We start from the raw sequence: 25,890 nt of genomic DNA on the forward strand, positions 1-25,890 counted from the left end.
AAAAATGCTCTATCAAAATCAAACTAATCAAAGAATCATTTCAGGATGCAGCGCTGTGTAGTTTTTCTCTGCAATTTTATGTATAAAAGCCTTGCAAAATACAACGTAGTCGGTAAACCCATGATTCTCGATCTCATAGCCTTTGGCAACCAAGTGGGGATTTACAGCTTTTAGTGGTTGATCTTGGTCAAAATCCTTTTCGCCGGCTTCCGCAGATACCACCACTTCAATATCATCGGCTCGTTGTTTACTGGAATACAAATGATAACTACGACCAATCACCGTTGTATTCCGCCCATATCCTTCTGTTAAAATTTCACCTTCGCCGGCATAACTTATCTTTCCAAAGGTTTCGATCATATCTGGCACAACAAATTTCAATTCCATATTTTTTTCCTCTTTTCATTGTTAGTTTTGGGTACAAAAATAGCGCGACCACTTTTTTAGGAGGCGGCCGCGCGTATTGTTTTCTACTATTTACTTGTTTCATCTCATCACCTTAGTTCCGACGATTCCAGAAATAATAGCCAGCTGTCGCAAAGATCAAAGTAACAACTGATGCACCACCTAACCGTTTTATAGAATGAAGAGTATAACCGTTCACTTCCTCCCAAATCATTTTTTGTGCCACCATATTGGTGTCCATATCTGTTCCTGCCTTTTTCCAAAGAATGGAAACTAGCTTAGCTTTCTCAGACATTGAAGGTAATGGATTTTTTTCATAACCTGGAGTAACTTCTGTTGGAATACTAATACCTGGTTCAATACAAAATACTGTTTGTTTTGAACCATTATATTCTGCATATAATGACGTAGTACGTTCTGAGAGTGTTCTACCATCATTAAAGGTTCCATCAACTTCATAAAGTTTACTTACGTCATAATGAATTGTTACCTCTTGAGGATGAATAATCTCATCAGCAAGAACGGTCGAAGGTCCTATTAATCCACTAACTGTTTGACCTAACAAAGCTAAAGCCGCGAACAATCGTAAATTTTTAAATCTCGGCTTTTTCATAAAATAATTCTCCTTTCAAAATTGGATATAAAAAAAGAGACATCCATTTATGAATGCCTCAAATGTTTAAAACTATTCTTTTTCAATGCACATCATATACCATATATCAAAAACTCCAAAGACACTTTCCCTATATAGGCATACTGAATGATGCGATTGGTATTCGGAATATCTTTTCCATTCTCGTATCTGTCCATCGACCATTTTGTAATAGGAGGTGAAAAAAACTTTCCAAAGTCTTCTCTTTCTATACGATAATCCCTTCGAATTTTCCTGAGTCTTAGTCCCATTCGAAACGAATCCAATTTTTCAAATTGGTTAATCTTATATCCACTTTTCAACATCTTACTAAAAGTATCTCCATATAAAATATAAGGGACAGTCACTTTACCCAAGTATGCTACATTTATCAATCTTTCAATATCAGGAATGCTCGTACCCTTTTCCCATCTATTCACAACATTCTTACCTGCTGGTCGAGTAAAATTCTTACCAAATTTTTCCAGTGTCTCACCTCGAATTTTTCGAATTTCTTGGATTCGCTTTCCCATCGCTATTTTATCGACGATAGGTAATTTAAACGAATCTTCGTCTTGCTTTATATCCATCAAAATTTCTTTACCATAGTTAGAGAGAAACACAGCAATTTTTTGCTGAACATCCTTTGATGGCTTTCGACTACCGCTCAATATACGACTCATCAAAGGTGCATCAATTCCAATCTTTTGTGCTAACTGCTTACTTGTTAAATTGTTCTTTTCTTTGAAAGACAACAATTGATTTACTGTAGATGTTACTAAGTCAGTTTGATTACCCAAAAGTGTATCTACATTGAAAATCTCACTTAAAACAGTGTCAATATTCTTCGAGATTTTTCTTATTCCCTTTTCGTACTTTACTAAAGAACTTTGTGATACACCTGCTAAATCAGCCACCTTCTTTTGAGATAGCTTGCGTTCTTTCCTTAAAATTTTAAGTAAGTCACCACTTATATTTTCAGGCATGAAAAAGCACCTCCTCATGAGATGCTTTCATCATATAATGACGGTTAAAAACCTTCACAGTTTAAATTTTTTTAAACAGGTAAATCACAATTTTTCCGCCACACAAAAAGATTGATTTAATAAACTTTTCAATTTAAAGCGTGCTATTTCTTTGGTTCGTCTTCATCCATTTTCAGAACAGCCATGAAGGCTTCTTGTGGAACTTCTACGGAACCAATTTGTTTCATTCGTTTTTTTCCTTCTTTTTGTTTCTCTAATAGTTTTCGTTTCCGAGAAACATCGCCACCATAACATTTTGCTAATACATTTTTCCGTAAAGCTTTAATGTCAGAACGAGCCACAATTTTTTGTCCGATTGCTGCTTGGATTGGTACCTCAAATTGTTGGCGCGGGATCAGTTTCTTTAATTTTTCAACGATGGCTTTGCCACGCTCAAATGAAAATTCTTTATGGACAATGAAACTTAATGCATCCACTTTCTCAGTATTCAATAGAATGTCCATTTTTACAAGCTGGCTTGCACGATAACCAGACATTTCATAATCCAGTGAAGCATACCCTTTTGTACTTGATTTTAGTTTATCAAAGAAATCAAACACAATTTCAGACAATGGAATTTCATAAACGACATTGACTCGATAATCATCAAGATAGTCCATTGTGACAAAATCCCCACGCTTGCGTTGAGATAGCTCCATAACAGCACCCACGTACTCGTTTGGTACCATAATAGTGGCTTTTACATAAGGTTCTTCTACACTTTGGATGGATACAGGCTCTGGAAAATCAGCTGGGTTATCAACCATTACTTGGGTTCCGTCGGTCTTATTTACGTGATAAATAACAGAAGGTGCTGTTGTAATTAATTCAAGATTGAACTCTCTTTCTAAGCGTTCTTGCACTACATCCATATGGAGCAATCCTAGGAACCCACAACGAAAGCCAAATCCCAATGCTTGCGATGTCTCTGGTTCAAATTGCAAGGCAGCATCATTCAGTTGTAATTTTTCAAGTGCTTCCCGTAAATCATTGTAACGAGACGTATCGATTGGATACAGGCCACAATACACCATCGGATTCATGTGGCGATAGCCTTCAAGTGCCTCAGTTGCAGGGTTATCGGCTAAGGTAATCGTATCACCTACTCGTGTGTCTTGGACAGTTTTAATAGCAGCAGTAATGTAACCTACATCCCCAACCATTAAATAGTCTCGTTTAATACTTTTCGGGGAAAAGACCCCTACCTCAGTCACTTCAAATGTTTTTCCATTGCTCATTAATTGAATACGATCGCCGGGTTTTACGACACCATCCATAATACGCACATTCAAAACAACTCCCCTGTACGCATCATAAATCGAATCAAAAATCAATGCTTTTAGAGGGGCTTCAATGTCACCTGTTGGTTCAGGAACATAAGTGACAATTTGCTCTAAAATTTCTTCGATGCCGATACCTGCTTTAGCACTAGCTAGAACGGCTTCACTGGCATCAATACCAATGACGTCCTCAATTTCCTTGCGTACGCGTTCTGGATCAGCAGCAGGCAAATCAATTTTGTTAATTACTGGCAAGATTTCCAAATCATTGTCCAATGCCAAATACACATTAGCTAAAGTTTGGGCCTCAATTCCTTGCGCTGCATCAACTACTAAGATTGCACCTTCACAGGCCGCCAAACTGCGGGAAACTTCATACGTAAAATCGACATGTCCCGGAGTGTCAATTAAATGAAAAATGTAGGTATTGCCATCTTGCGCTGTATAGTTTAATTCGACTGCATTTAATTTAATGGTAATGCCACGTTCACGTTCCAAATCCATCGAGTCAAGCAACTGGGCTTGCATTTCACGAGATGAAACGGTATTGGTTTGTTCGAGAATTCGGTCAGCTAATGTTGATTTTCCATGATCAATATGAGCAATAATCGAAAAATTTCGAATCATTTTTTGACGCTTCTTCATTTCTTCAACTGTATGCATAGGTACTCCTTCATTTCTTTTAATCAGCTTTTCTTATTATACCAACGCATGCAACAGAATTAAAGGCTTTTCTATTCAACGAACTAAACAATCGCTAAGATGTCTGTTATACTTTGTCTATAAAATGAAGTATTGGAGTTGAAAGAATGGAATTTGATTCAAGTCATCAACTAGAAATTCGACCAGTAGAAGAGAAAGATGTTGATCAATTCAATGAATTATTAAGTTACGTTTTCCAAATTACCGAAGCAGACATTGAAGAAAGCGGATTTGAAAACAAACGTGAGATGATTAAATCAAAAAAACCAATTTTAGAATTATCAAAAGTGTTTGGTTGGTTTAATAAAGATCAGCTAGTTTCGCAGATTGCAATCTATCCGTGCAAAGTAAATATTCATGGAACGATTTATGAAATGGGTGGAGTGACAGGTGTTGGTACCTATCCCGAATATGCAGGCCATGGATTGATGCAAGGCTTGATTCGTTTGGCTATGGAAAATATGCGTGCGGATCACCAATGGATTTCTTATCTTTATCCTTATAATATCCCTTATTACCGGCGCAAAGGTTGGGAGATTATGTCAGATAAAATCTCGTTTAAAATTCGTGATACACAGTTACCAAAATCAGTAGCGGTTCCAGGAATGGTTGAACGACAAGATGTCGACCATGAAGATGTCTACAAAGTCTACAACCAATTTGCAAAAGAGAATCATGGCGCATTGCAACGCTCCGCTTTCCACTGGGAGGAATATTGGCGTTATGAAAATGAAGATCAACGCACGGCTGCTATTTACTACAATCGTGAAGGTCAACCAACCGGAGTAATGTTCTATTGGGTAGCTGAAGAAGTTTTTCATATCAAAGAGATGTTTTATTTAAATCAAGAAGCACGAAATGGCTTGTGGAATTTTGTTTCTGCTCACTTTTCAATGGTTTACTGGGTCAAAGGTGACATTTATAAGAATGAACCGCTTGCGTTTTTATTGGAAGATAGTCAGATTAAAGAAGAAATTGAACCTTATTACATGGCTCGAATTGTAGACGTTGAAGAATTTTTAAAGGCCTTCCCTTTTAAATCTTTTAGCCGCCCGTTTCATTTTCAGGTTCAAGATCCCATTGCAGAATGGAATAACGGCGTTTTTAGCTTAACTTTTGATGAAGCAACTCAACAAACATGTATCACAAGAGAGCCCATTGGTAAAGCGGTCGCCATCGATATTCAGACACTCACTTGTTTGTTAATGAATTATCGCCGTGCTTCTTACCTTTCACGAATTGAACGATTGCATACAGATAAAGAAACTTTGCGTACCTTGGAACGAATTATTCCAGATATGGAAGCATATTTCAGTGATTATTTCTAAATAGGAGGAGTTCAGATGCATCTTTATTTTGCTGCACCTTTGTTTTCAGAAAGTGAGTCTTTGTTTAATGCTCATCTCGCGCAAACCATTCGCGAACGCTATCCTCAGCATACTATTTACTTACCTCAAGAAAATGGAGACATCAATGACAAACAAGCGTACGCCGATAGCAAAATGATTGCATTAGCAGATACGGAGGAAGTGAAAAAAAGTCAGTTAATGATTGCCCTTTTGGATGGTTTGACGATTGACCCTGGTGTCGCTTCTGAGATTGGAATTGCTTATGCTTCCAACATTCCAATCATTGGACTGTACACAGATAGCCGTCAACAAGGTGCAACCAATACCAAAAAAATAAACGCGCTAAAAACAATTGGGGAAAATCAATTTCATTACGTCAATCTCTACACGATTGGTTTAATTAAGTTAAATGGGGAAATTTTTCATTCAACCACAGAATTACTTGTTGGTCTGAAAAATTATTTAGAGGAGCGTGACCATTAGCTTGTCAACTTATCAAAAAATAAGACGAACTTTATTAGGCTTTGCAATCATTACGCTCTTTTTTACCATTCATGAATGGCTCACAACACCAGCTTCAGGTAAGATCGTTGTGATTGAGTGTCTGGCAGGAATTGCCTTGATTTTTGCTCCAGATGCCATTCGAAAAATAAGTCATTTTTATTTTCCGAAAGCAACCATCTATTTTTATTGGTTTTTCCTAGCTATTTCTGTTTTTTTAGGTAGTTGTTTACACATGATGGATATCGTACCTTTCTGGGATAAAATTCTACATGGCACAAGCCCTATGTTACTTTCTATGATTGGTTATGGCATCATTACCAACGGTTTGCAAAATGTGTCAACAAAAAAAGTTCCTGTATGGGTATTTCTGCTATTTGGTTTTGGCTTCGCAGGAATTTGTGGTGTTTTTTGGGAATTTTGGGAATTTACTTGGGATACTATTGCCAATTTGAATTTGCAACGGTACCAAACACTCGCTGGAGTTCCTTATGTTGGTCGGGCAGCACTGATGGATACAATGGGTGATTTAGCAGTGAATACCGTGGGTGCAAGCATTATCGCTATTTATTCTTATATTCAATCACGTGGTTCTGGTGAATACTTTTTAATTTATCGCATTGTGAAAAGTAAAAACGTAACACCAAAAGATGAAGATTATCGCGCTTAGCAAAAAATCAAAAAGAACGTCTGAATCGAGAACTACTTCGACTCAGACGTTCTTTTTGTTTTTTATTCTTCTTCCACTACTGGTTCATTTTGGAAAACCAAATGATGATCTAACAACGTTATCACTACACGCGTCTTAGGCAAGATTCGACCAGAAATGATCTCTTTTGCTAAAGGAGTTTCTACTTCACGAGTAATGAAACGTTTTAATGGCCGTGCACCATAAGCTGGTTCATAGGCATTTTCAGCAATCCAATTTTTCGCCTCGTTGGACAATTCAAGGTAGATATCTTGTGCTTCCAAACGTTGTGCCACTTGGGAAATAATTTTGTCAACAATGTCTTTCACATTTTCTAAGCTTAACGGTGTGAATAAAATTGTGTCATCAATTCGATTTAGAAATTCCGGTTTAAAACTTCCGCGTAACATCGTTAACACTTGTTCTTTCACCTTTTCGGGAATGGTTCCTTCTTGGGTGACACCCTCAAGCAAAAGTTGGGAACCAATATTACTCGTCATAATCATGACGGTATTTTTGAAATCAACTACGCGGCCTTTAGAATCCGTCAAACGTCCATCATCTAAAACTTGCAACAAAATATTAAAAACATCTGGATGTGCTTTTTCAATTTCATCGAGTAAGACAATGGTATACGGATTTCTACGAACAGCCTCTGTCAGTTGTCCTCCTTCTTCATAACCAACATAGCCAGGAGGTGCACCAACCAAACGTGAGACAGAATGTTTTTCCATATATTCACTCATATCGATACGGACCATATGATCTTCTGAGTCGAATAAATTTTCAGCTAGCGCTTTTGCTAGTTCTGTCTTCCCAACACCTGTTGGTCCTAAGAATAAAAATGAACCCAATGGTCGATGTGGATCTTGCAACCCAGCTCTTGAACGAAGGACAGCATCACTAACGGCATCAACTGCCTCATCTTGTCCGATGACCCGTTCATGAAGTGTTTCGTTTAACTTCATTAATTTTTCTCGTTCGCCTTCGACCAATCTCGTAACTGGGATACCCGTCAGTCGGCCAACCACTGTCGCAATTTCATTTTCAGTCACAGATTCTTGAACCATCCGACCAAAATCATTTTTGTTTTTTTCTTCTAGTTCGTTTAATTCTTTAGTCAATTGAGGAATTGTACCATGACGTAAGACAGCTGCTCGTTCCAAATCGTAATTATTTTCGGCATCTTCCAATTCATGTTTGGCTTGATCAATTTCAGCCCGTTTGCTAGAAACGGCATTTACTTCTTCTTTTTCTGTTTCCCACTGCATCTTCATTGAATTCGCTTCTTCTCGTAAATCCGCTAATTCTTCTTGTAAGCTTGCCAAGCGCTTCTTCGATGCATCGTCACTTTCTTTTTTCAAAGCGGCTTCTTCGATTTCTAATTGCATTAAACGTCTTGTCACTTGATCCAACTCAGTAGGCATTGAATTCATTTCTACCCGTATCGTTGCACAGGCTTCATCAACTAAATCAATTGCTTTGTCTGGTAAAAAACGATCGGTAATATAACGATCAGATAGCGTTGCAGCTGCGACTAATGCGTTATCATGAATATTGACACCATGATGAATTTCAAATCGTTCTTTCAATCCTCTCAAAATCGAAATCGTATCTTCAACGGTCGGTTCTTTTACCAACACTTTTTGGAAACGACGTTCTAGTGCTTTATCTTTTTCCATATATTGTCGGTATTCATCTAACGTTGTCGCACCAATAGTATGTAATTCGCCTCGTGCCAACATTGGTTTTAACAAATTACCTGCATCCATGCTGCCTTCTGTTTTGCCTGCACCAACAATATTATGAATTTCGTCAATAAACAAAATGATATGACCGTCTGATTTTTTCACTTCTTGGAGCACAGCTTTTAGACGCTCTTCAAATTCGCCTCGAAATTTTGCTCCAGCAATTAATGCCCCCATATCTAATGAAAAAATCGTCTTATCCTTCAAATTTTCTGGGACATCTTTTCGAACGATTCGTTGTGCTAAACCTTCAACAATCGCTGTTTTCCCAACACCAGGTTCCCCAATTAGTACAGGGTTATTTTTCGTCTTTCGAGACAAAATGCGGATAACGTCACGAATTTCTTCGTCACGACCAATAATTGGATCCATTTTGCCATTTTTTACTTGTTGTATTAAATCAACACCATATTTTTCAAGTGCTTTATAGGTTTCTTCTTGATTTTGTGAAGTCACTCGATCCCCACCTCGCATTTCTTCAATCGCTGTTCTCAGTTGTTTTTCTGTTACCTGTTGTTTGTTTAAATATTCCGTTAAAGGATAATGTTTCAATTTCATTAAAGCCAACAAAACAATTTCTGTTGACAAATAATCATCTTGAAATGAGTCCCTGATTTGATCTGCTTCCGTCAACAGTCGGAAAAGGTTTTGACTCATCGTCTGACCATAATTTACTTGATTGCCTTCAACAACGGGTAATTCATCTAGAAGGCGGTCTACTTCTCGTTCAAATTCATCAACATCAATTCCCGCATCTTTATAAAGATTGCGTGCAAAATGATTCGGTTGCATAAAAATTTTCCATAAATGTGCAATATCAATTTCTTGATGGTGACGGTTTATTGCCACTTGTTGCGCTTCCGCGAGGGAGCTTTGCATCGTGGTTGTCATTTTTTCCATTTCCATCGTCTATTCCTCCCATCAGGTAAGAGTGATTTCTTACAAAACCTATTATACCAAATTGGTCAGTAAAGGTCAAAAAATAGCAACTCATTTTTCATTCCTCTTTGGTTAATTTTACTTCTTTTATTTCCTGACGAATTTGTTGCCTTTTTTCCAGTAAGACATAGACAAATCCCAATGAAAAGGGCAGCAAATACGTAGCAAGTCGGTACAGTAGCAATGCCGAAATGGCTGCAACAGTCCCCACTAAAGGTTGAAAAAGAAAGGAAAAAACAAAATCAAAGGAACCAATCCCTCCTGGTGATGGCAAAATTCCGGCGAGAACAGTTGCAAAACTAATCAATGAAAAGGCCGTTAACCAAGAAATATCTTTGCCCATATCATGAAAAATAAAAAAGGGAATTGAATACCAAAATAAAAATTTTAACAGACTAATGAAAAATAATTGCGTACATCTTGAATGATTGGCGAGTGTTGCCTGCATGGTTGACCGTAACGCATCAATATTTGAGTTTAGTGCCTTCAATCGATTCTGCCATTTTTCTTGATGAACATGGTTTGACGTAATTTTCATTAGCCATGTTTGAAAGCGTACATTTAGCGCTAAAAAAAATAACGATCCGGCGAGTAACAGCGTAACTGCGCACCCTATTAAGATTAGCCAAAAAAGGGTCTTTTGTTGTGAGAGCAAGGTGGGTGCTTGAACCAATAAACAACTAAAGGCATAAAAAAATGCTGTCAATTTGTAAATCGTGATACGTAAACTTGAAATACCGATACTTTCAGAATAATGAATGGCTCTTCGATGATAAAAAGCCAACTCCGATAAAAGAGTGCCGGTACCAAACGTAATTAGCCGAAAAAAAGCAGCGTAATTACTGACCCAAAATCCATCCCAAAAAGAGAATGAATCCTTTGTTGTTCTGACAATCATCTGAGTTAGTTTTCCTTCAATAAGTTGGTATCCTAGACCCAGCGCTATGACAAGCACCAATAAAAGTGGACGAGTATGAACGATTTGTTGGACGATATCTTTTAGAGAATTGTTTAATAAATAGTAGGCGACGCCAATGATAGCTGCTAAAAAAAGGGTATTGCCAATCACACGATAGATAGCTTTTCGATTCATGGGTCCCTCCTTTCAATGATAAAAAAGAATAAGTAAGCAACCAAGAATGATACCAATCATAAAGGAAACAAAGAATTTCTTTTTTTGGGTTTTATGATGAAACAAGCGGCTAGCTAGTAGGCCTCCCGCTCCACCGCCAATGCTACTAATAAATAAAAGATTCGCTTCTGGCACTCGCCATTTATGGTGAATGGCTTGTCTTTTATCATATCCCATCAATCCAAAGGTATAAAGATTGACAAGTAACAAATAAAACCAAATTGGATTTCGGACGAATTCATCCCAAATAAACTTCACTTCTCATGATCCTCCTCTTCTTTCGCAGGAATTAATACTGTCAATCCTTTCGATACAACTTCTAAATTGACCGGTAGATAGGCAGTTGGGTCGCCATCTGTACGGGTTTGAACGTGTCGTTCAGTCGCTGAAATGGTTAACTTATTACTTGAAAAATAAATAATATCCCGAATCTTATCTAAATCGCCAAGAACGATAAAAGGCAATAAACGGAAGGTCTGCCAAATCGATAGTTTTTCAAGAATCGTTACATGCATTTGGCCATCATCAGGTGAGGCACTTTCGTCAAAATGCACATAGCCCCCAGCAGAATTAGTCATTGTTATTGTCAACAAGGCAACCTTTCCTTGCCAAACTTGATTATCTGATTGAATGGTTAGATGGTATCGTTTCTTTTTTATCCATAATTTTAAAAATCGTTTCATAAAAGCGAAAGGGCCAAATGTTTGCTTTTCTTTTTGACTGACACGTGCGGCAGTATCCGCAAGAATGCCGATGGTCAAAGTGGAAATGATGACATCTTCTTGATTAATTAAGGCGTAATCGACTGCTTTTTTTTGACCTGTGGTAATTACTGCGAAAGCTTCTTCTTCTGTTAATGGAATTTCAAGTGAACGTGCAAAATTATTCACTGTGCCACCGGGAATAATTCCGATTACATACTTTTCCAATTGATTTCTAAATGTTTTGATTAAATGGTGAATGGTTCCATCACCGCCAATAAATACTAGACGGCTTGCTTGAAACTGTTCTGCTTTCTTCCGAAGATGTTCAGGAGAACTAGTTGCATTCGATGGTTGGCATGCCACAACCCATTCTCTTTGGCGAGTTACAATGAATTCCTTGAGGCGCAAGGCCATCCCTTCGCCTTCGTTTTTGCCAGAAGAGTCATTGTATAAAATTAGGACGCGCTCCATCTTCACTTCTCCTTCCTATGAAAGAAAGGACAGCCAAGTATTCTCGTTACTTACCTATCCTTTCTTATTTATTCTGTTAGTTTGCGTTAAGTTCGATAATTTTAATAATCACATCTGTTGCTTTTTCCATGCTTTCAACGGCAACGAACTCATATCGACCATGCATGTTCTCTCCACCAGCAAAAATATTAGGTGTTGGAATGCCCATAAATGAAATTTTTGAGCCATCCGTTCCACCACGCACTGGTTCAATGATTGGCTCAATCGCCAATGACTCCATTGCGTTTTTGGCCAATTCAATGATCGACATATCCTTCTCAATAATTTCCTTCATATTGTAGTATTGATCGTACATGTCCATAATTACTCGGTCTTGATCATACAATGCATTCATGTTTTTTTGAATAGTCAAAAGCGTTTGTTTCCGTTTTTCAAACGTTTCCCGATCATGGTCGCGAATAATATAGCTGAGTGTTGCTTCTTCCGGTGTTCCATTTAACGCCATCAAGTGATAGAACCCTTCCACACCATCTGTTTTTTCAGGCACCTCTTCACTAGGGAGTTGATTATGAAAATCGATTGCTAGTTGCAACGCATTAATCATCGTATTTTTTGCTGTTCCGGGATGAACATTTTTCCCTAATATTTGAATCGTTGCCTGAGCGGCATTAAATGTTTCAAATTGTAGCTCACCGACTGGACCACCATCCATTGTGTAAGCAAAATCAACAGCGAATTCTTCTACGTCAAATTTATCTGCACCGACACCGATTTCTTCATCTGGACCAAAGGCAACCTTCACTTCTCCGTGTTCAATTTCGGGGTGTGCTAATAGATACTCCATGGCACTCATAATTTCGGCAATTCCTCACTTATCATCCGATCCTAACAACGTAGACCCGTCAGTTGTAATTAACGTTTGTCCTTTGTAGTTTTTTAAAAATGGAAAATCGGTTGGATTTAACGTGTATTTCCCTTCTGCATCAAGAGAAATCACGGATTCACCATCATAGTTTTCTACCATTTTAGGTTGAACATTGGTAGCCGAAAAATCAGCTGTATCCATATGGGAGATAAACCCAATGGAACGAACTTTTTTTGAAGTATTTGCTGGTAATGTTGCAAGAACAAACCCATTTTCGGGATAATATTGGACGTCAGACATTCCGATACCCAGCAATTCTTTTTCAAGTTCATGCGCAAAATGAATTTGTGATTCTGTTGAAGGTGTTGTATCACTTTCTGGATTTGAGCGTGTTTCGGTTTTCACATAACGAAGAAAACGAGGAACTAAATTTTCGTATTTTGACATTTATAAAAACTCCTATCTAAATTCAAATGGATTGGTATTTACTTCTGATGGGATGATATCGACTTGCCAGTCCAATTCTTCTTTCCATTTTAACATTTTTTCGACAAATTTTGATATACAAAGAACTTCAATATGATGCCCAGGATCAATCACTGTTAAGCCATTGGTTTGCATGTCGTGGGCAGTATGATAATAAACATCACCCGTAATATAGACATCTGCCTTTTTCCGCAGAGCTTCGGTATAGAGATTTCCTCCCGTTCCACCACAAATAGCTACGGTTTGAATCCATTTCTTCGCTGGATGAGGTTGGACAATTCGCAATCCGTCTAGTTTAAAAACCTCTTTCACTTTTTGAACGAATTGTTCTGTTTCCATTGGCTTTGAAAGTTGCCCGATACGCCCGATGCCAAATGTTTGTGGTGCATTATCTAGGGAGAACACATCATAGGCAATTTCTTCATACGGATGCACCTTTTTCATCGCGGTCAACACGTCATTTTCGATGGTTTCTGCAAAGAGTACCTCAACCTTCTCTTCGTGGACTTCCTCTGGATGATTCAGTGAACCAATCGCTGGTTTTGCTCCATTAACAGGTGTAAAACGACCAATTCCATTTGAAGAAAAACTCGTTGCACGGTAATTGCCCTGTTCCCCTGCACCTGCTTCGGCCAATGCAGCTCTTAACTTCCCTGCATCTTCTTCTGGAACAGAAACAGCCAACTTTTTCCATCGCACTTGGTGTGTTTCCTTTAAAAAATCTTGCACCTCTACGCCCAATTCCTCACAGAACCAATCATTCAAGCCATCCCAAATGATATCCATATTCGTATGGGCTGCATAAACGGCGATATCATGTTTTACCAGATCCATATACATTTTCGTTTGTAAATCAGTTGGAACTAGCCGTTGAATCGGTCGAAAAATCGGTGGATGCTTTGCAATAATTAAATCTACCCCTTTTTCAATCGCTTCGGTTACAACTTCGGGGCGGACATCTAAGGTCATCATAATTCGCTGAAGTGGTTTGTCTAAAGTCCCAATATGTAACCCGACTGGATCACCTTCTTCAGCTAACCAGAGTGGACAATAATCTTCGAAATGACGAATAAATAGTTGACCATCTATACTCATGCGAACAACTCCTTTATCAATGAAAGCTCTCTATCAATTTGAGCTAATTTCTCTTGTGGAATAGTTTGGGCTTGCAGTAAATTTGCCTTGACTGTTTCTTTTTGTTTTTTTTCGTGCTGCCATTTTTTTAAAAAGACCGGCGATTTTTGTTGCAACAACAGCGGCCCAAACAATCGCTCTTTTTCAGAGTAATTCACGGGCTCTAACGTTGGCTCCGCCACAATAATTTCATAAATTTTTCTCTGCTCTTCTAAAATATCCTCTGCGACAATTCGATAGCCGTGTTGCATCAACCATATGCGAAGACCCTGTTCACCGACATTAGGTTGCAGAATAAGACGTTGAACACCTTGTAACTGTCCTTGTAAACGACCATTCTCTAATATAGAGGCAATCAATGCCCCTCCCATTCCAGCAATGGTGACAACTTGAATAGCATCTTCTGGTAGAACAGCTGCTAAACCATTAGCCAAACGGACCTTTATCCAATCCGCTAACCCCAACCGTTCAACTTGTTTCTTGGCAGATTGATAGGGTCCATCGACTACTTCTCCAGCAACTGCATAACTTATCGTTTTATTTAACATTAAATGAACCGGTAAATAGGCATGATCTGAACCAATATCCGCTAAGCGAGCTTGGTTTGGTACATAACTACCGACGCATTCCAATCGTTTTGAAAGGAAGTGCTCATTCAATCGCGCTCAATCCCTTCTTCTTCTTTCTTCATTTTGAACATCTAATTCGATGGTTTCAATGTAATTTGCAGTCAGTTGATGTTTGCCAAGCAGTTCCTCTCGATTAGGTTCCGTCCAAGTTGTTACACAAATGAATTGGGACTGGTAAAACGAAACATGCTTTGCCAATTGTGACTTTCTACACTGAACAAGCAGTCTATCAGGCAAATAGACGGTTTCATACAACTCATTTAAAAATGAGACTTGCGATAATTCCAAAATGGATTCACCAGAGATAGCTTGTGTGATGGTTTCAACAAATCCGTAAATAGTCACTTTCACACCTCTATGGACGCTCCCGTCGATTCCTTCCTGATAAACTAATTTCTTGCGATAAATAACGAATTCTTTCCATAATACGTTTTGCTTTTAAGGGCTCTATTTCGCCTCTTTGAGTGACAGATAAATGCTTCTCTAATTCGTCCATTGAAAAATTGGAAGAAAAGAAGGTTGGTAAATTCTCTTGCATTCGATATTGCAATATCACTCCAAAAACATCATCTCGAATCCAGCTACTCATCGCATCGGCTCCAATGTCATCAATCATTAACAAAGGGGCTTGTTTGACCTTCGTCAAATTTGAACCGACCGCATCTTTTCCGATAGCTTGTTTCATTTCTACTGCGAAGGTTGGAAAATGTAAAAGCGTAGTCAAATAACCCGCCTCAGCCAAATCCCGTGCGATTGCCCCCAGTAGATAAGTTTTCCCCACGCCAAAGCTGCCAACTAAATACAATCCTTTATGGAATTCCTTAGGAGCGCTTGTATAGGCCTCGACAAATTCGAAGGCAGAAATCCAAGCTTCTCCTCTACCTGGAGTTCGCTCGTATTCCTTCAATGATGCTTTTTGGATATCTTTGGGCATACTGATTGTTTGAATGCGATTTGCAATTTCCAGTTGATGTTCCTTTTCTAACAAAGCTTTTGTGGGGACATAGGTCACATCAATAAAATGAAAATTTAACGTCAATTTTGGTTCATAGCCCGGTGCAATCATTGAAGGATCATTTACCAGAAATTTCTTTTTTTCTTGTACAAATTCATATAGTTTTGCAAAACTTTTTTCAATATCTTGCTCGCTTAATTGCGTCTGATGCTCTGCCAAGAATAACTTTACTTCTTCATTTTGAAGTACGTCGTTCATCATTTCTTCATAACGCAAACGGTAATTTTTTTTATTCATTAGCTGTTTGAGGTTTTTTCCTACATCTTCCATTATTTTTCACCTTCTTTTCGCTTTAAATATGCCTGAAATCGTTGATTCATTTCATCCGTCAAAGCCACTTCTTTTTCATCCGTTTGATTGACTTTCAATTTATTTTTTTCCTGTTCAATTAGCCATTTTGGCAATTGTTCTTCTCTCGTCACTTGCTTATTGCTAGAACGATTTTGATATTGCATTGCGCGTTTTTGTTTGGTTTCCTTCGCCTCTTTCGCCAATGTTCGTACAAACTGAATTGCTTCTTCTGGCGTAGCTACTTTTTTTTCAGACCAATCAGCAGCAATTTTGTCTACTAATTTTTGAGGCAAAACACTATTATTTTGAACAACTAGGACATAATGCAACAATACATTAATCACACTAGTTGGTAACGGACTTCGCTCAACTAAATCCTTAACAATCCATTCTTCCAATTTTGATGCATAGCTATTTTTTTCGTGTTTGATTGCTGCTAAATAATTGGCAGGAGCTGTTTGTTCACTTTCTTTGATAATTTGAAGATCAATATCGGAAAATCCGTTTTGTTTCAACGTATGAAAGCGGCGCATTTGCTCGTCATCATTTGTCCTTTGAGTGCTTGATTGCTCTTTTTCATGCATTCTTCGATATTTGGTCACGATGTGTTTCTCTAATTCATTTATTTCGACCATCCCCGTCGAGATATCGACAATATCTGCCATGAGCTGAACCAATTCCATTTCATCCAGCCCATAAAATTCATGATACAATTCTATTTTTTTGGAAAATTCAGCTGTGAAGTTTGCGGCTGCAATTTGCTTTTTTTGGGCATGAAACACTAAAAATGACCAATCCAAGGTTCCTTCAATTTGTAACTGACTTTGTGGTTCATTGGTCGCAAACTGATGGGCAAGCTGCTCCAACTCTACTTGATTTCTTTGATAATCCAATGGTTGGAATGCATACACTTCAGAAAAACGCTTTGATATTTCTGTATATGATGACCAGTTAAACTGAGGCGCGGTATATCGTTTGGCTAGTACTTGAAACCGCCGTTCACCAACCATGCTTTTCAACAAAAAGGTGTAAGTTGAATCTGCAAAAAAACGGTTTGGTGAGAGAGGTTCAATTAATTCATACCCATATACATGACCAAACTCCAACGTTTCATTTCTGTAGGTGCTAAGTAGCCCCATTCCTTCCAAATGGTACCTTGCTTCTAGGAATCGATTCATTCCAAAATTTAACTGATTAAGCAAATCTAAATGGGTGAATTCATCAGAGGAACCTTTTATCGCATCATTTGTCAAAGAAAAATATAAGGCAACTGCATCAGCACCAATAATTGGCTGATAAAGTATCGTCAATGCGTCCGTCCCATCATCAGATAAACGACTTGCTTTAAATGCCTGGTACAAACTATTGGGTTGAATATCGGATTGCATACTATTGTCACCTTCATTTCTAATTCTTTACTTTTTATTTGCTTTATCAACGATGTCCTGGAGTTCTTTTAAAAAGACAGACATATCTTTAAACTGTCGATAAACACTTGCAAACCGAATATAAGCGATCTCATCAAGTTTCACCAATTCTTCCATAACAAATTCGCCAATTTGATTCGTCGAGACTTCTTTATCTCCCATTTCACGAACACGCGTTTCAACGTGGTCAACAACTGCTTCCATCTGTTCCATAGCAACCGGTCGTTTTTCTGCAGAACGAATCAAACCGCGTAAAATTTTTTCGCGACTAAATTCTTCACGATCGCCATTTTTTTTCACAACAAGTAGCGGTGTTTCTTCAATCCGTTCAAAAGTAGTAAACCGATAGCCGCAGTTTTCACATTCACGACGACGACGGATGGCACGTCCATCATCAGCTTGACGACTATCAATAACACGCGAACTATTATAGTGGCATTTTGGACAATGCACAACACTCACCTCTTTCCAATATATTGACAAGTTTATTTTTCATGAAAAATAAACTTTATTTCATTTATTATAACACGAAAATTCTTATTACTAATACTACAAAAGCGAATTACTCGGTAAAGCGACCAATCAGTGCATAAAGAACGAAACTGGTTAGTTAGCTCCTACAGCTTCGTTCACTAAACGCAAGAAAAAAGAGTCTGGCATTCAAATTTTAAGCTAAAAAGTTGGTTTCTATAATAGTGGGCGTTATTACTCAAAATGGGGAAAATTGGCTTGATTTAATGCCATTTATGTGAAGGGAACAAACACCTTTAAAAATTGTACTGTTTATTAAACAATATATTTATGAGAATAATTGGAGAGTTTAAAAATGGAAGCAATTACTTATTCTAATTTTAGACAAAATTTGCGAAGCTATATGAAACAAGTGGATGGAGATACGGATATATTGATTGTTACAACAAAAAATATCGAAGATACTGTCGTTGTGCTGTCAAAAAGAGATTATGTTTCTATGCAGGAAACATTACGAATTTTGTCTAATAATTATTTGATGGATAAAACTCGTAGACAATTTAAAGTGGGAAAGTTTCTTACACACGAATTATTTGAGGTAGCATCAGATGAGTAAAGTTTGGTCAGACGATACATGGAATGACTATATGTATGATAGGAACAAGGAGATAAAAGCAATATCAAGAAGAGGAACAAATTAAGTAAAGATATCAATCATACTCTCTTTTTAGGAATAGGAAAACCTGAACCATTAAAACCTAACTTTTCAGGTCAATGATCGAGAAGAATTGCAGAGGAACACCGCTTAATTTATTCAAAAAAATGCAACGATTTATTTCTATTCAGCTAAAGACCATTATCAGTAAGATGAGTAGCGGTCATTTGCACTCACTCTTTATCCCTCTTTTATCGGAACTATTTTGAGTGTAGCACAAATGACTTTTCTAGTTGTCTAGCTTCATTTTGCAATCGAAGAGTTCAAAAAATAACAACTTACCCATGTGATTTTTTTTTAAAATGATGTTCTTCCAACCATTGTGCCACTTGCTGTTCGGTTTCATATTGACTGTGACTATTGTCAAAAATAAAATCAGCCAACAAGCATTTTTCTTCTAAGGGCATTTGACTATTGATTCGCTGACTGGCTGCTTCAAAAGATAATTGATCGCGTTTCATTAAACGTTCCCGTTGTTGTTGTTGATTGACAAAAACAACAGCCACTCCGTCCATTAAGTGTTCATACTTGGCTTCGAATAATAAAGGCAAATCGACAACAACTAAAGGGACAGCTTGTTGCTTATGATTCATTAGTTCAGTAACAATTGCTTGGCGTAAAAAAGGTTCCAGAAGTTCATCTAATTCTTTGCGTTTTGATTTATCACCAAAAATAATGGCTGCTAATTCTTTTCTTCGTAGATTGCCTGCCTTATCGACTATGTCAGCCCCAAACACCGTCTTAATTTCTTCTAATGCGGGCTGTCCCTTCTCAACAATCTTCCTAGCGATGACATCGCCATCAACAATTGGAATGTGAAAGGATTCTAAGTAGTGAATCACCGTTGATTTACCAGAAGCAATCCCACCTGTAATCCCCAATACATACGTCATGTCTATTCCTTCTTTTTTTGACAATTTGGACAAAAATGCGTTCCTCTTTGAGCAACTTTTATTTTTTTAATAGGTGTTCCACATCGCATACACGGTTTTCCTTGTTGTCCATAAGCGTGGAGCGAAATTTGGAATGTTCCAGCTTCACCTAAAGCATTGTGATAGGTTCGAATCGTTGTTCCACCTGCCTCAACTGCTTCTTGAAGCACACGGATAATGGCTTGGTGAAGTAACTTTATTTCTTTCTCTGTTAATGTGTTTGCACCCGTCTCAGGATGAATCTTTGCTTGCCAAAGAACTTCATCAGCATAAATATTTCCAAGCCCAGTTACGAGCTTTTGTTCTAACAATAAAGGTTTAATAGCTTTTGTTGATTTAGCTAGTTTTTGCTGAAATGAATCTAGCGAAAATTGACTAGCCGTTGGTTCCGGTCCGAGTTTGGCAATTCCTGGATAAGAAGACCATGTTCCCTTTTCCACTAATGCAAATCTGCCAAATTTTCGTACATCTTGATAATGCAATTCCGAGCCATCTGTAAACTGAAAAATGACATGTGTGTGCTTTGTTGGTGCAGTTTCTTTAGGAAAATATTCATATTTTCCTTCCATTCGTAAATGAGAAATTAGTTCATTGGAAGTGAGGAAAAAAATTAAAAATTTTCCCCGTCTCTGAATGGTTTCAATTGATTGACCTGATAATTGTTGTTCAAAGCATTCCTTCTTCTCATTGGCAATCATCCGCTCCCAGAGTACGTGGACAGTTTGAATTTCTTTTCCTATAACCAGTTGCGATAATCCCTTTCGAACGGTCTCAACTTCTGGTAATTCCGGCATCTCATCACTTCCCTACTATTTTGCATCATACCATGTTTTTCCCCAGTTACTATCCGTCACAAGTGGAATGGCCAATGTTACAGCATGCTCCATTACCTCTTTGACTAATTGATCTAATTGTTTCAGCTCTTTTTCTGGAACTTCAAAAACAAGTTCATCATGAACCTGTAAGAGCATGGTTGCTGCGAAATGATTTTCCTTCAATTGTTTGTCCATTTCAATCATCGCGATTTTTAAAATATCTGCAGCACTGCCTTGAATAGGCGAATTAATCGCTGTTCTTTCAGCAAAGGAGCGAATATTGAAATTTTTAGCATAGAGATCAGGCAAGTATCTTCTACGATGATACAACGTTTCAACATACCCATCTTTCTTGGCTTGCTCCACCACATTTTTCATATAAGCCTTCACACCTGGATACCGATCAAAATAGGTATCAATATACTGTTGTGCTTGTTTTCTGGTAATACCTAAATTTTGTGACAAACCATAATCAGAAATACCGTAGACAATTCCAAAGTTAACGGCTTTTGCTTGACGTCGCATATTTGGTGTTACTTCATCTGCATGTTGGATGCCGAAAACCCGCATAGCTGTACTTGTATGAATATCTTGTCCTTCGCGAAACGCTTCTTGCAGATGTTCATCACCAGAAATATGTGCCAAAACGCGCAGTTCAATCTGCGAATAATCTGAAGAATAAATAACCCAATCATTTGCTCTAGGAACAAATGCCTGACGAATCTTTCGTCCTTCTTCAAGTCGAATAGGGATGTTCTGTAAATTAGGATCTACGGAACTCAAACGACCTGTTTGAGTGAGTGTTTGCACGTAACGCGTATGGACTTTTCCATCAGATTGGATCATACGTAACAATCCTTCAACATACGTCGATTGAATTTTGGCAATCTGCCGATAAGTCAAGATATCTTCCACAATTGGTGCTTGTTCCTTCAATTGTTCCAAAACATCCACTGCAGTTGAGTAGCCTGTTTTCGTTTTCTTGATTACAGGCAAGCCCATCTTTTCAAATAAAATGACCCCTAGTTGTTTCGGTGAGTTGAGATTAAACTGTTCACCGGCCTCTGCGTAAATTTTTTCCTCGATGGCGTGCAATTTGGAAGCTAGTTCTCCTTTCATTGCAATCAACCGCTGTGCATCAACATGAATGCCCGTCATTTCCATTTCAGCAAGAATAAACGACAAAGGCAATTCCATCTCTTTAAATAATGTCCACTGCCCTTTTTCCACCAATTCATCCGTTAATTTGGATTCAAGTTGGTGCAAGGTATATATTTTTCGAGCCAGATGATTATAAAAGCGTTCATTGTCATCAGGTAGCCCTTTTTTAACCCCTTTTCCATAAACTGCTTCATCTGTCTCAATGTCCGACAAACCGTATTGACGCGCAACAAGCGCAATGTCATTTGAGGAATCATTGGTATCAAGTAAATAGGCGGCTAATAAAATATCAAATTGAATACCCTTTGGATTGCCGATATAGCGATGTAGTGCAACCGTTGTGCGTTTGGCATCAAAAACGGTTTTCTTTTTTTCCTTATTGAAAAGCCAATCTTGAAACACTTCATTTTCCAAAAGGGAAAGATCGTCTGTTACATAGATTCGCTTTCCATTTGACCAGGCAAAACCAACAATATCACTTAAATGATAATTTTCTTCAAGCATTTCAACATACAGTTCACCCATATCACCAAACATTTCAGGCTTTAGCTCTGTTACATAATCGTAGGAAATGTCCGTTAAGTTTTTTTCTGTATCCGTTAGCGTTAGTTTGGATAAAAAGGATTGAAAATTCATTTCTTGATAAAAAGCCACCAACTGATCTGTATTTTTTCCTTTGTATGCCAATTGATCAATCGTAATCGTTACAGGTGCATCGATATTAATGGTTGCTAAAGTTTTCGATAATAGCGCTTGTTCTTTGTCATGAATTAAATTTTCTTTCATCTTACTTGGCTTTAATTCATCAAGATGTTCGTAAATGCCTTCAACACTTCCAAATTGATTAAGTAATTTAATTGCTGTTTTCTCACCAATTTTCGTGACTCCAGGAATGTTGTCTGATGCATCACCTGCTAACCCTTTCATATCAATAATCTGCTTAGGTTTCAATCCTTGATATTTTTCAGCGATGGATGCAGGCGTGTACGGTTCAATCTCACTAACACCCTTCACTGTTATATCAACTGTAACTTGTTCTTCCGCTAGTTGGGTTAAATCACGATCCCCAGTTAAAATAACAACATCGAATAAGGACTTGTCCACACGGTGAGCCAGAGTGCCAATAATGTCATCTGCTTCGTAATTGGGAAGTTCATAATGGGTGACACCAAATGCATCCAATAATTCTCGTAAATAAGGCAATTGTTCCTTAAATTCACTCGGAGTCTTTGCTCGACCACCTTTATAATCCGCGTACATTTCTGTACGGAAAGTTGTCTTTCCTGCATCAAACGCAACTAGTACATGCGTTGGTTGTTCTTTTTCCATAACTTTTGTAAACATGGTATGAAATGCATAGAGCGCATTTGTATGTAAGCCATTTGCATTTTTGAACCGATCCAACGACTGGTGTAACGCAAAAAAAGCGCGAAATGCAACGCTATTTCCATCGATTAATAATAATTTCTTTTTAGGCATGTTCTCATTCCTCCAACCATTCCTATTCTCCTCATTTTAACAAAGATAGTTCCGTAAAGCGATTGATTTGGAAGAATTGTTTTGTTTGTAAAAAAAAAAGAGCGAATGCTCTTTTTTAATCTCTAGAAAAAATTCGTAACAATGATAGGAAAAGATTAATAAAATCAAGATACAATTGTAGGGCCATAAATGCAGCTAACCCCGTTTGATCTTGACCTTGGGAAGCGGCATACAATTTGCGTATTTGTTGATTATCATACGCGGTCAACCCAATGAATATTAATACAGTGATATAAGAAAGAAAGTAATTGACAGCAGAGCTTGCTAAAAAGAAATTCAGCAAAGTTGCAATAATCACACCCCAAAGTAACCCAATTGCCAATTGTCCAACTCTACTCAAGTCGCGTTTGGTAAACATCCCGTACAGTGACATACCGACAAATGTCAGTGTCGCTGTTGCGAACGCCAACGCAATGCTTGCTTGCGAATACAGCATAAGCGTAACCGACAACGTAAAGCCGTTGAGCAAGGCATAGACGATAAATCCGGCAATGGTTAATGAAGGATTTTTCTGTGCTTTGGCACTAACAACAATCACTAGTGCAAATTCAACTAACCAAATTCCTGTTATTCCAAGTGGAAAATTTTTTAAAAAGGAAAAAACTTGTTCGCGAAACATATTAATAGATAAATAAGCGGCTAACGCACTTATCGCTAACCCCATAGAAAAGAAACCATATACTTTCCCATAAAATCGATTTAAACTCGTTGTTTCAGTGTACGTATTATTCATGGATTGATTCCTCACTTTCCAAATCTGTTGTTACTGGTGGTTGAACCATGACAACGGCATCTAACACTCGCTGTTTCTCACTATTTACGGCTTCAACTGAAATAGTTACAACATCTTTTCGGTTGTCCACCTTAATCACTTCAAAATCAAATGTTAGTGTTTCATAATGAAAAACTGGTGCAATAAAATTAACCGAAAAATTCACGACGTGAGATCCAGGACCAGGTAAATGCTTTGAAATAGCACTTGTCACGATCCCCATTAACATAATCGAAGGCACTATCGGACGTTCATAGCTTGTTGTTTGAGCATAATCATGTTGAATGTAGAGTGGATTTGCATCATTTGTTAAGCCCAGATATAGTAAAAGCTGATTATCCTCTATCGACTCTGTTAAAGAAAGCGAGTCACCTTCCTCAATCTGATCAATCGTTTTTCCAAGCTTTCTCGGTTTACCAATATTCAAAATGTTCTTCCTCCAAATACTCATTTTCTATATTCTATCAAAAGGCGAAAAAAGTGCAAGTTCGACTCCTCGAGAATGAAAAAAACACTGTCCTTCCTCTTAAAAAACCGAAAAGAGGAAAGGCAGTGAAACGTTGCTATCTTAACTAACGAGCACTTTTGGTTGTTTTGCTCAATAATTCTTCATATGCGCGTTCAAATTTTTGAACATCGCCCGCCCCCATGAAGATAACGACGGCATCTTTATAATCCAGTAATGGTGACATGTTTTCTTCGGACAAGACTTTTCCGCCCTTATGAATTTTTGCGCCCAAATCTTCAATTTTTATGTTTCCTTTTGTTTCACGTGCAGATCCAAATATATCACATAAGTAAACTTCATCTGCCAAGTCGAGTGCTTGTGCAAAATCATCCAATAATGCAATTGTTCTTGTAAATGTATGAGGTTGAAAGACGGCAATAATTTGTTTATCTGGATATTTTTGACGCGCCCCATCAATCGTTGCTCGGATTTCAGCAGGATGATGCGCATAATCATCTACGATAATCATATCGGCTACTTTTTTTTCAGTAAACCGCCGTTTGACTCCCCCAAAAGTTTGCATTTCTCTTGCAACCTCTGCCATATCAAACTCTTCTAAATACGCTGTTGCGATAACCCCTAAAGCGTTATTGATATTGTGTTGACCAAATGCTGGTAACACAAAATGACCAACAAACGTATCATGGAAGTACACATCAAACGATGACCCTTCTGTTGTACGTTGAATATTGCGTGCTTGAACATCGTCATTCTCATTGATACCATAATAATAAATAGGAACATCTGCTTTTAATTTACGTAAATAAACATCATCCCCAAAGGCAAAGATTGCCTTTTTCACTTGATGAGCCATCGTTTGAAACGCATCGAAAACGTCTTCTATGCTCTTATAGTAATCTGGATGATCAAAGTCGATATTGGTCATAATCGCATAATCAGGAGAGTAAGCTAGAAAATGACGTCGGTATTCGCAGGCTTCAAAAGCAAAAAATTCCGCATTTGGATCACCATGTCCAGTCCCATCTCCAATTAAATAACTGGTTGGTCGAATGCCGCATAAGACGTGCGCTAACATGCCCGTCGTACTCGTTTTTCCATGAGAACCAGTCACAGCAATACTTGTATAATTTTGAATGAACTGTCCTAGAAAATCGTGATAGCGAATCACTTCTAATCCAAGCTCTTTGGCGCGGACGATTTCTTCGTGGCTATCTGGAAAGGCATTCCCTGCAATCACCGTCATCCCTTTTTTGATTGTATCTGCATTAAAATCAAAAATCGGAATTCCTGCCTTTTCTAAGTCTCTTTGTGTAAAGAAATAAGTTGGAACATCTGATCCTTGAACACGGTAACCTTTTTCGTGCAGAACGAGCGCCAATGAACTCATTCCTGAACCTTTAATGCCAACAAAATGATACAACGTTTCTTGATCTTTCATGATAAATATCCTCTCTGTAAAAAAATCCATTCCATCGCTTCACTTGCCTCTTGGGTAACATGCGATGAGCATTGTATAACCGTTGCTTATTATCTTACAGTTTAAAAAAAATAGCAACGGGTTTCCCTTAAGAACCATAAAACAACAACTTATATG

General features: G+C 37.9%; 23 protein-coding genes and 3 pseudogenes. 5 read left to right on the forward strand and 21 right to left on the reverse strand.

The features are described from left to right. Window positions 1-27 precede the first annotated feature (27 nt). From ACFSR0_RS03455 to lepA, 4 genes and pseudogenes are all read right to left on the reverse strand, one after another. Window positions 28-387 (reverse strand): YdcP family protein, encoded by a 360-nt coding sequence (locus ACFSR0_RS03455; protein WP_379979937.1) that lies wholly within the window; start codon window positions 385-387, stop codon window positions 28-30. A gap of 166 nt (window positions 388-553) precedes the next feature. Then, window positions 554-1,018, reverse strand: a pseudogene (locus ACFSR0_RS03460) (thioester domain-containing protein); the annotation flags it as partial. A 92-nt stretch (window positions 1,019-1,110) separates the two neighbouring features. After that, window positions 1,111-2,022: a helix-turn-helix domain-containing protein gene (locus ACFSR0_RS03465; protein WP_379979939.1), complete on the reverse strand. Its 912-nt coding sequence runs from the start codon at window positions 2,020-2,022 to the stop codon at window positions 1,111-1,113. A gap of 143 nt (window positions 2,023-2,165) precedes the next feature. After that, on the reverse strand, window positions 2,166-4,004 hold the full coding sequence (gene lepA, locus ACFSR0_RS03470; protein ID WP_379979941.1) for a translation elongation factor 4: 1,839 nt from the start codon (window positions 4,002-4,004) through the stop codon (window positions 2,166-2,168). 146 nt (window positions 4,005-4,150) lie between these two features. On the opposite strand from lepA, the gene ACFSR0_RS03475 reads away from it, so the two are divergent. Genes ACFSR0_RS03475 through ACFSR0_RS03485 form a run of 3 tightly spaced genes read left to right on the forward strand, consistent with a single transcriptional unit; the run spans window position 4,151 to window position 6,563 of the window. After that, window positions 4,151-5,371 (forward strand): GNAT family N-acetyltransferase, encoded by a 1,221-nt coding sequence (locus tag ACFSR0_RS03475; protein ID WP_379979943.1) that lies wholly within the window; start codon window positions 4,151-4,153, stop codon window positions 5,369-5,371. A gap of 15 nt (window positions 5,372-5,386) precedes the next feature. Further along, window positions 5,387-5,875: a nucleoside 2-deoxyribosyltransferase gene (locus ACFSR0_RS03480; RefSeq protein WP_379979945.1), complete on the forward strand. Its 489-nt coding sequence runs from the start codon at window positions 5,387-5,389 to the stop codon at window positions 5,873-5,875. Window position 5,876: 1 nt separating this feature from the next. Beyond that, window positions 5,877-6,563 (forward strand): hypothetical protein, encoded by a 687-nt coding sequence (locus tag ACFSR0_RS03485; RefSeq protein WP_379979947.1) that lies wholly within the window; start codon window positions 5,877-5,879, stop codon window positions 6,561-6,563. 62 nt (window positions 6,564-6,625) lie between these two features. Here the strand turns inward: ACFSR0_RS03485 and clpB are convergent, their stop codons facing one another. The 11 genes and pseudogenes from clpB to nrdR form a co-directional block, all read right to left on the reverse strand. Next, window positions 6,626-9,235, reverse strand: coding sequence for an ATP-dependent chaperone ClpB (gene clpB, locus ACFSR0_RS03490; RefSeq protein WP_379979949.1), 2,610 nt, complete (start codon window positions 9,233-9,235; stop codon window positions 6,626-6,628). 91 nt (window positions 9,236-9,326) lie between these two features. Then, on the reverse strand, window positions 9,327-10,361 hold the full coding sequence (locus ACFSR0_RS03495) for a lysylphosphatidylglycerol synthase transmembrane domain-containing protein (RefSeq protein WP_379979951.1): 1,035 nt from the start codon (window positions 10,359-10,361) through the stop codon (window positions 9,327-9,329). A 12-nt stretch (window positions 10,362-10,373) separates the two neighbouring features. Then, entirely contained in the window at window positions 10,374-10,658 is a 285-nt protein-coding gene (locus tag ACFSR0_RS03500) for a DUF1294 domain-containing protein (RefSeq protein WP_379979953.1), read from the reverse strand. Beyond that, complete coding sequence (locus ACFSR0_RS03505) at window positions 10,655-11,575, reverse strand: diacylglycerol/lipid kinase family protein (RefSeq protein WP_379979955.1); 921 nt, start codon at window positions 11,573-11,575, stop codon at window positions 10,655-10,657. The genes ACFSR0_RS03500 and ACFSR0_RS03505 overlap by 4 nt, the downstream gene beginning before the upstream one ends. Before the next feature lie 76 nt (window positions 11,576-11,651). Beyond that, window positions 11,652-12,887: pseudogene (gene pepT / locus ACFSR0_RS03510) on the reverse strand (peptidase T). A 12-nt stretch (window positions 12,888-12,899) separates the two neighbouring features. Further along, complete coding sequence (locus tag ACFSR0_RS03515) at window positions 12,900-14,021, reverse strand: Nif3-like dinuclear metal center hexameric protein (protein ID WP_379979957.1); 1,122 nt, start codon at window positions 14,019-14,021, stop codon at window positions 12,900-12,902. Continuing rightward, window positions 14,018-14,719, reverse strand: a complete 702-nt coding sequence (locus ACFSR0_RS03520) for a tRNA (adenine(22)-N(1))-methyltransferase (protein ID WP_379979960.1) — start codon at window positions 14,717-14,719, stop codon at window positions 14,018-14,020. Before ACFSR0_RS03520 ends, ACFSR0_RS03515 begins: the two co-directional genes overlap by 4 nt. Window positions 14,720-14,725: 6 nt before the next feature. Next, complete coding sequence (locus ACFSR0_RS03525) at window positions 14,726-15,034, reverse strand: hypothetical protein (protein ID WP_379979962.1); 309 nt, start codon at window positions 15,032-15,034, stop codon at window positions 14,726-14,728. Between the two features lie 10 nt (window positions 15,035-15,044). After that, window positions 15,045-15,974, reverse strand: a complete 930-nt coding sequence (gene dnaI / locus ACFSR0_RS03530) for a primosomal protein DnaI (RefSeq protein ID WP_379979964.1) — start codon at window positions 15,972-15,974, stop codon at window positions 15,045-15,047. Continuing rightward, window positions 15,974-17,383 carry a replication initiation and membrane attachment family protein gene (locus ACFSR0_RS03535; RefSeq protein ID WP_379979966.1) on the reverse strand — a complete coding sequence of 470 codons (1,410 nt, stop codon included), beginning with the start codon at window positions 17,381-17,383 and terminating at the stop codon, window positions 15,974-15,976. The genes dnaI and ACFSR0_RS03535 overlap by 1 nt, the downstream gene beginning before the upstream one ends. 27 nt (window positions 17,384-17,410) lie before the next feature. Next, complete coding sequence (gene nrdR, locus ACFSR0_RS03540) at window positions 17,411-17,875, reverse strand: transcriptional regulator NrdR (protein WP_379979968.1); 465 nt, start codon at window positions 17,873-17,875, stop codon at window positions 17,411-17,413. A 373-nt stretch (window positions 17,876-18,248) separates the two neighbouring features. On the opposite strand from nrdR, the gene ACFSR0_RS03545 reads away from it, so the two are divergent. Both ACFSR0_RS03545 and ACFSR0_RS03550 read left to right on the forward strand, forming a co-directional pair. Continuing rightward, window positions 18,249-18,509, forward strand: coding sequence for a type II toxin-antitoxin system Phd/YefM family antitoxin (locus ACFSR0_RS03545; protein WP_379979970.1), 261 nt, complete (start codon window positions 18,249-18,251; stop codon window positions 18,507-18,509). After that, window positions 18,502-18,759: pseudogene (locus ACFSR0_RS03550) on the forward strand (Txe/YoeB family addiction module toxin). Before ACFSR0_RS03545 ends, ACFSR0_RS03550 begins: the two are co-directional and overlap by 8 nt. A 127-nt stretch (window positions 18,760-18,886) precedes the next feature. Here ACFSR0_RS03550 and coaE read toward each other — a convergent pair. From coaE to murC, 6 genes are all read right to left on the reverse strand, one after another. Further along, a complete protein-coding gene (coaE, locus tag ACFSR0_RS03555; protein ID WP_379979972.1) occupies window positions 18,887-19,501 on the reverse strand; it encodes a dephospho-CoA kinase in 615 nt (204 codons plus the stop codon). A gap of 2 nt (window positions 19,502-19,503) precedes the next feature. Continuing rightward, window positions 19,504-20,334, reverse strand: a complete 831-nt coding sequence (gene mutM, locus ACFSR0_RS03560) for a DNA-formamidopyrimidine glycosylase (protein WP_379979974.1) — start codon at window positions 20,332-20,334, stop codon at window positions 19,504-19,506. Window positions 20,335-20,349: 15 nt separating this feature from the next. Beyond that, window positions 20,350-22,995, reverse strand: a complete 2,646-nt coding sequence (gene polA, locus ACFSR0_RS03565; RefSeq protein ID WP_379979976.1) for a DNA polymerase I — start codon at window positions 22,993-22,995, stop codon at window positions 20,350-20,352. A 115-nt stretch (window positions 22,996-23,110) separates the two neighbouring features. Beyond that, on the reverse strand, window positions 23,111-23,788 hold the full coding sequence (locus ACFSR0_RS03570; RefSeq protein WP_379979978.1) for a Bax inhibitor-1/YccA family protein: 678 nt from the start codon (window positions 23,786-23,788) through the stop codon (window positions 23,111-23,113). Then, the gene (locus ACFSR0_RS03575; protein WP_379979980.1) at window positions 23,781-24,254 is read right to left on the reverse strand and encodes a MaoC family dehydratase; all 474 of its coding nucleotides are present in this window, start codon (window positions 24,252-24,254) and stop codon (window positions 23,781-23,783) included. Before ACFSR0_RS03575 ends, ACFSR0_RS03570 begins: the two co-directional genes overlap by 8 nt. A gap of 145 nt (window positions 24,255-24,399) precedes the next feature. Continuing rightward, entirely contained in the window at window positions 24,400-25,734 is a 1,335-nt protein-coding gene (gene murC, locus ACFSR0_RS03580) for a UDP-N-acetylmuramate--L-alanine ligase (protein ID WP_379979982.1), read from the reverse strand. Between the last annotated feature and the right edge of the window lie 156 nt (window positions 25,735-25,890).

It is taken from the genome of Enterococcus camelliae (genome assembly GCF_042685105.1).
Classification (GTDB): domain Bacteria; phylum Bacillota; class Bacilli; order Lactobacillales; family Enterococcaceae; genus Enterococcus_G; species Enterococcus_G camelliae.

Coding starts and splice junctions, on each gene's coding strand:
- ACFSR0_RS03455 (WP_379979937.1), bottom strand. CDS start 387: ATGGAATTGAAATTTGTTGTGCCAGATATGATCGAAACCTTTGGAAAG.
- ACFSR0_RS03465 (WP_379979939.1), bottom strand. CDS start 2,022: ATGCCTGAAAATATAAGTGGTGACTTACTTAAAATTTTAAGGAAAGAA.
- lepA (WP_379979941.1), bottom strand. CDS start 4,004: ATGCATACAGTTGAAGAAATGAAGAAGCGTCAAAAAATGATTCGAAAT.
- ACFSR0_RS03475 (WP_379979943.1), top strand. CDS start 4,151: ATGGAATTTGATTCAAGTCATCAACTAGAAATTCGACCAGTAGAAGAG.
- ACFSR0_RS03480 (WP_379979945.1), top strand. CDS start 5,387: ATGCATCTTTATTTTGCTGCACCTTTGTTTTCAGAAAGTGAGTCTTTG.
- clpB (WP_379979949.1), bottom strand. CDS start 9,235: ATGGAAATGGAAAAAATGACAACCACGATGCAAAGCTCCCTCGCGGAA.
- ACFSR0_RS03495 (WP_379979951.1), bottom strand. CDS start 10,361: ATGAATCGAAAAGCTATCTATCGTGTGATTGGCAATACCCTTTTTTTA.
- ACFSR0_RS03505 (WP_379979955.1), bottom strand. CDS start 11,575: ATGGAGCGCGTCCTAATTTTATACAATGACTCTTCTGGCAAAAACGAA.
- ACFSR0_RS03515 (WP_379979957.1), bottom strand. CDS start 14,021: ATGAGTATAGATGGTCAACTATTTATTCGTCATTTCGAAGATTATTGT.
- dnaI (WP_379979964.1), bottom strand. CDS start 15,974: ATGGAAGATGTAGGAAAAAACCTCAAACAGCTAATGAATAAAAAAAAT.
- ACFSR0_RS03535 (WP_379979966.1), bottom strand. CDS start 17,383: ATGCAATCCGATATTCAACCCAATAGTTTGTACCAGGCATTTAAAGCA.
- ACFSR0_RS03545 (WP_379979970.1), top strand. CDS start 18,249: ATGGAAGCAATTACTTATTCTAATTTTAGACAAAATTTGCGAAGCTAT.
- coaE (WP_379979972.1), bottom strand. CDS start 19,501: ATGACGTATGTATTGGGGATTACAGGTGGGATTGCTTCTGGTAAATCA.
- mutM (WP_379979974.1), bottom strand. CDS start 20,334: ATGCCGGAATTACCAGAAGTTGAGACCGTTCGAAAGGGATTATCGCAA.
- polA (WP_379979976.1), bottom strand. CDS start 22,995: ATGCCTAAAAAGAAATTATTATTAATCGATGGAAATAGCGTTGCATTT.
- ACFSR0_RS03570 (WP_379979978.1), bottom strand. CDS start 23,788: ATGAATAATACGTACACTGAAACAACGAGTTTAAATCGATTTTATGGG.
- murC (WP_379979982.1), bottom strand. CDS start 25,734: ATGAAAGATCAAGAAACGTTGTATCATTTTGTTGGCATTAAAGGTTCA.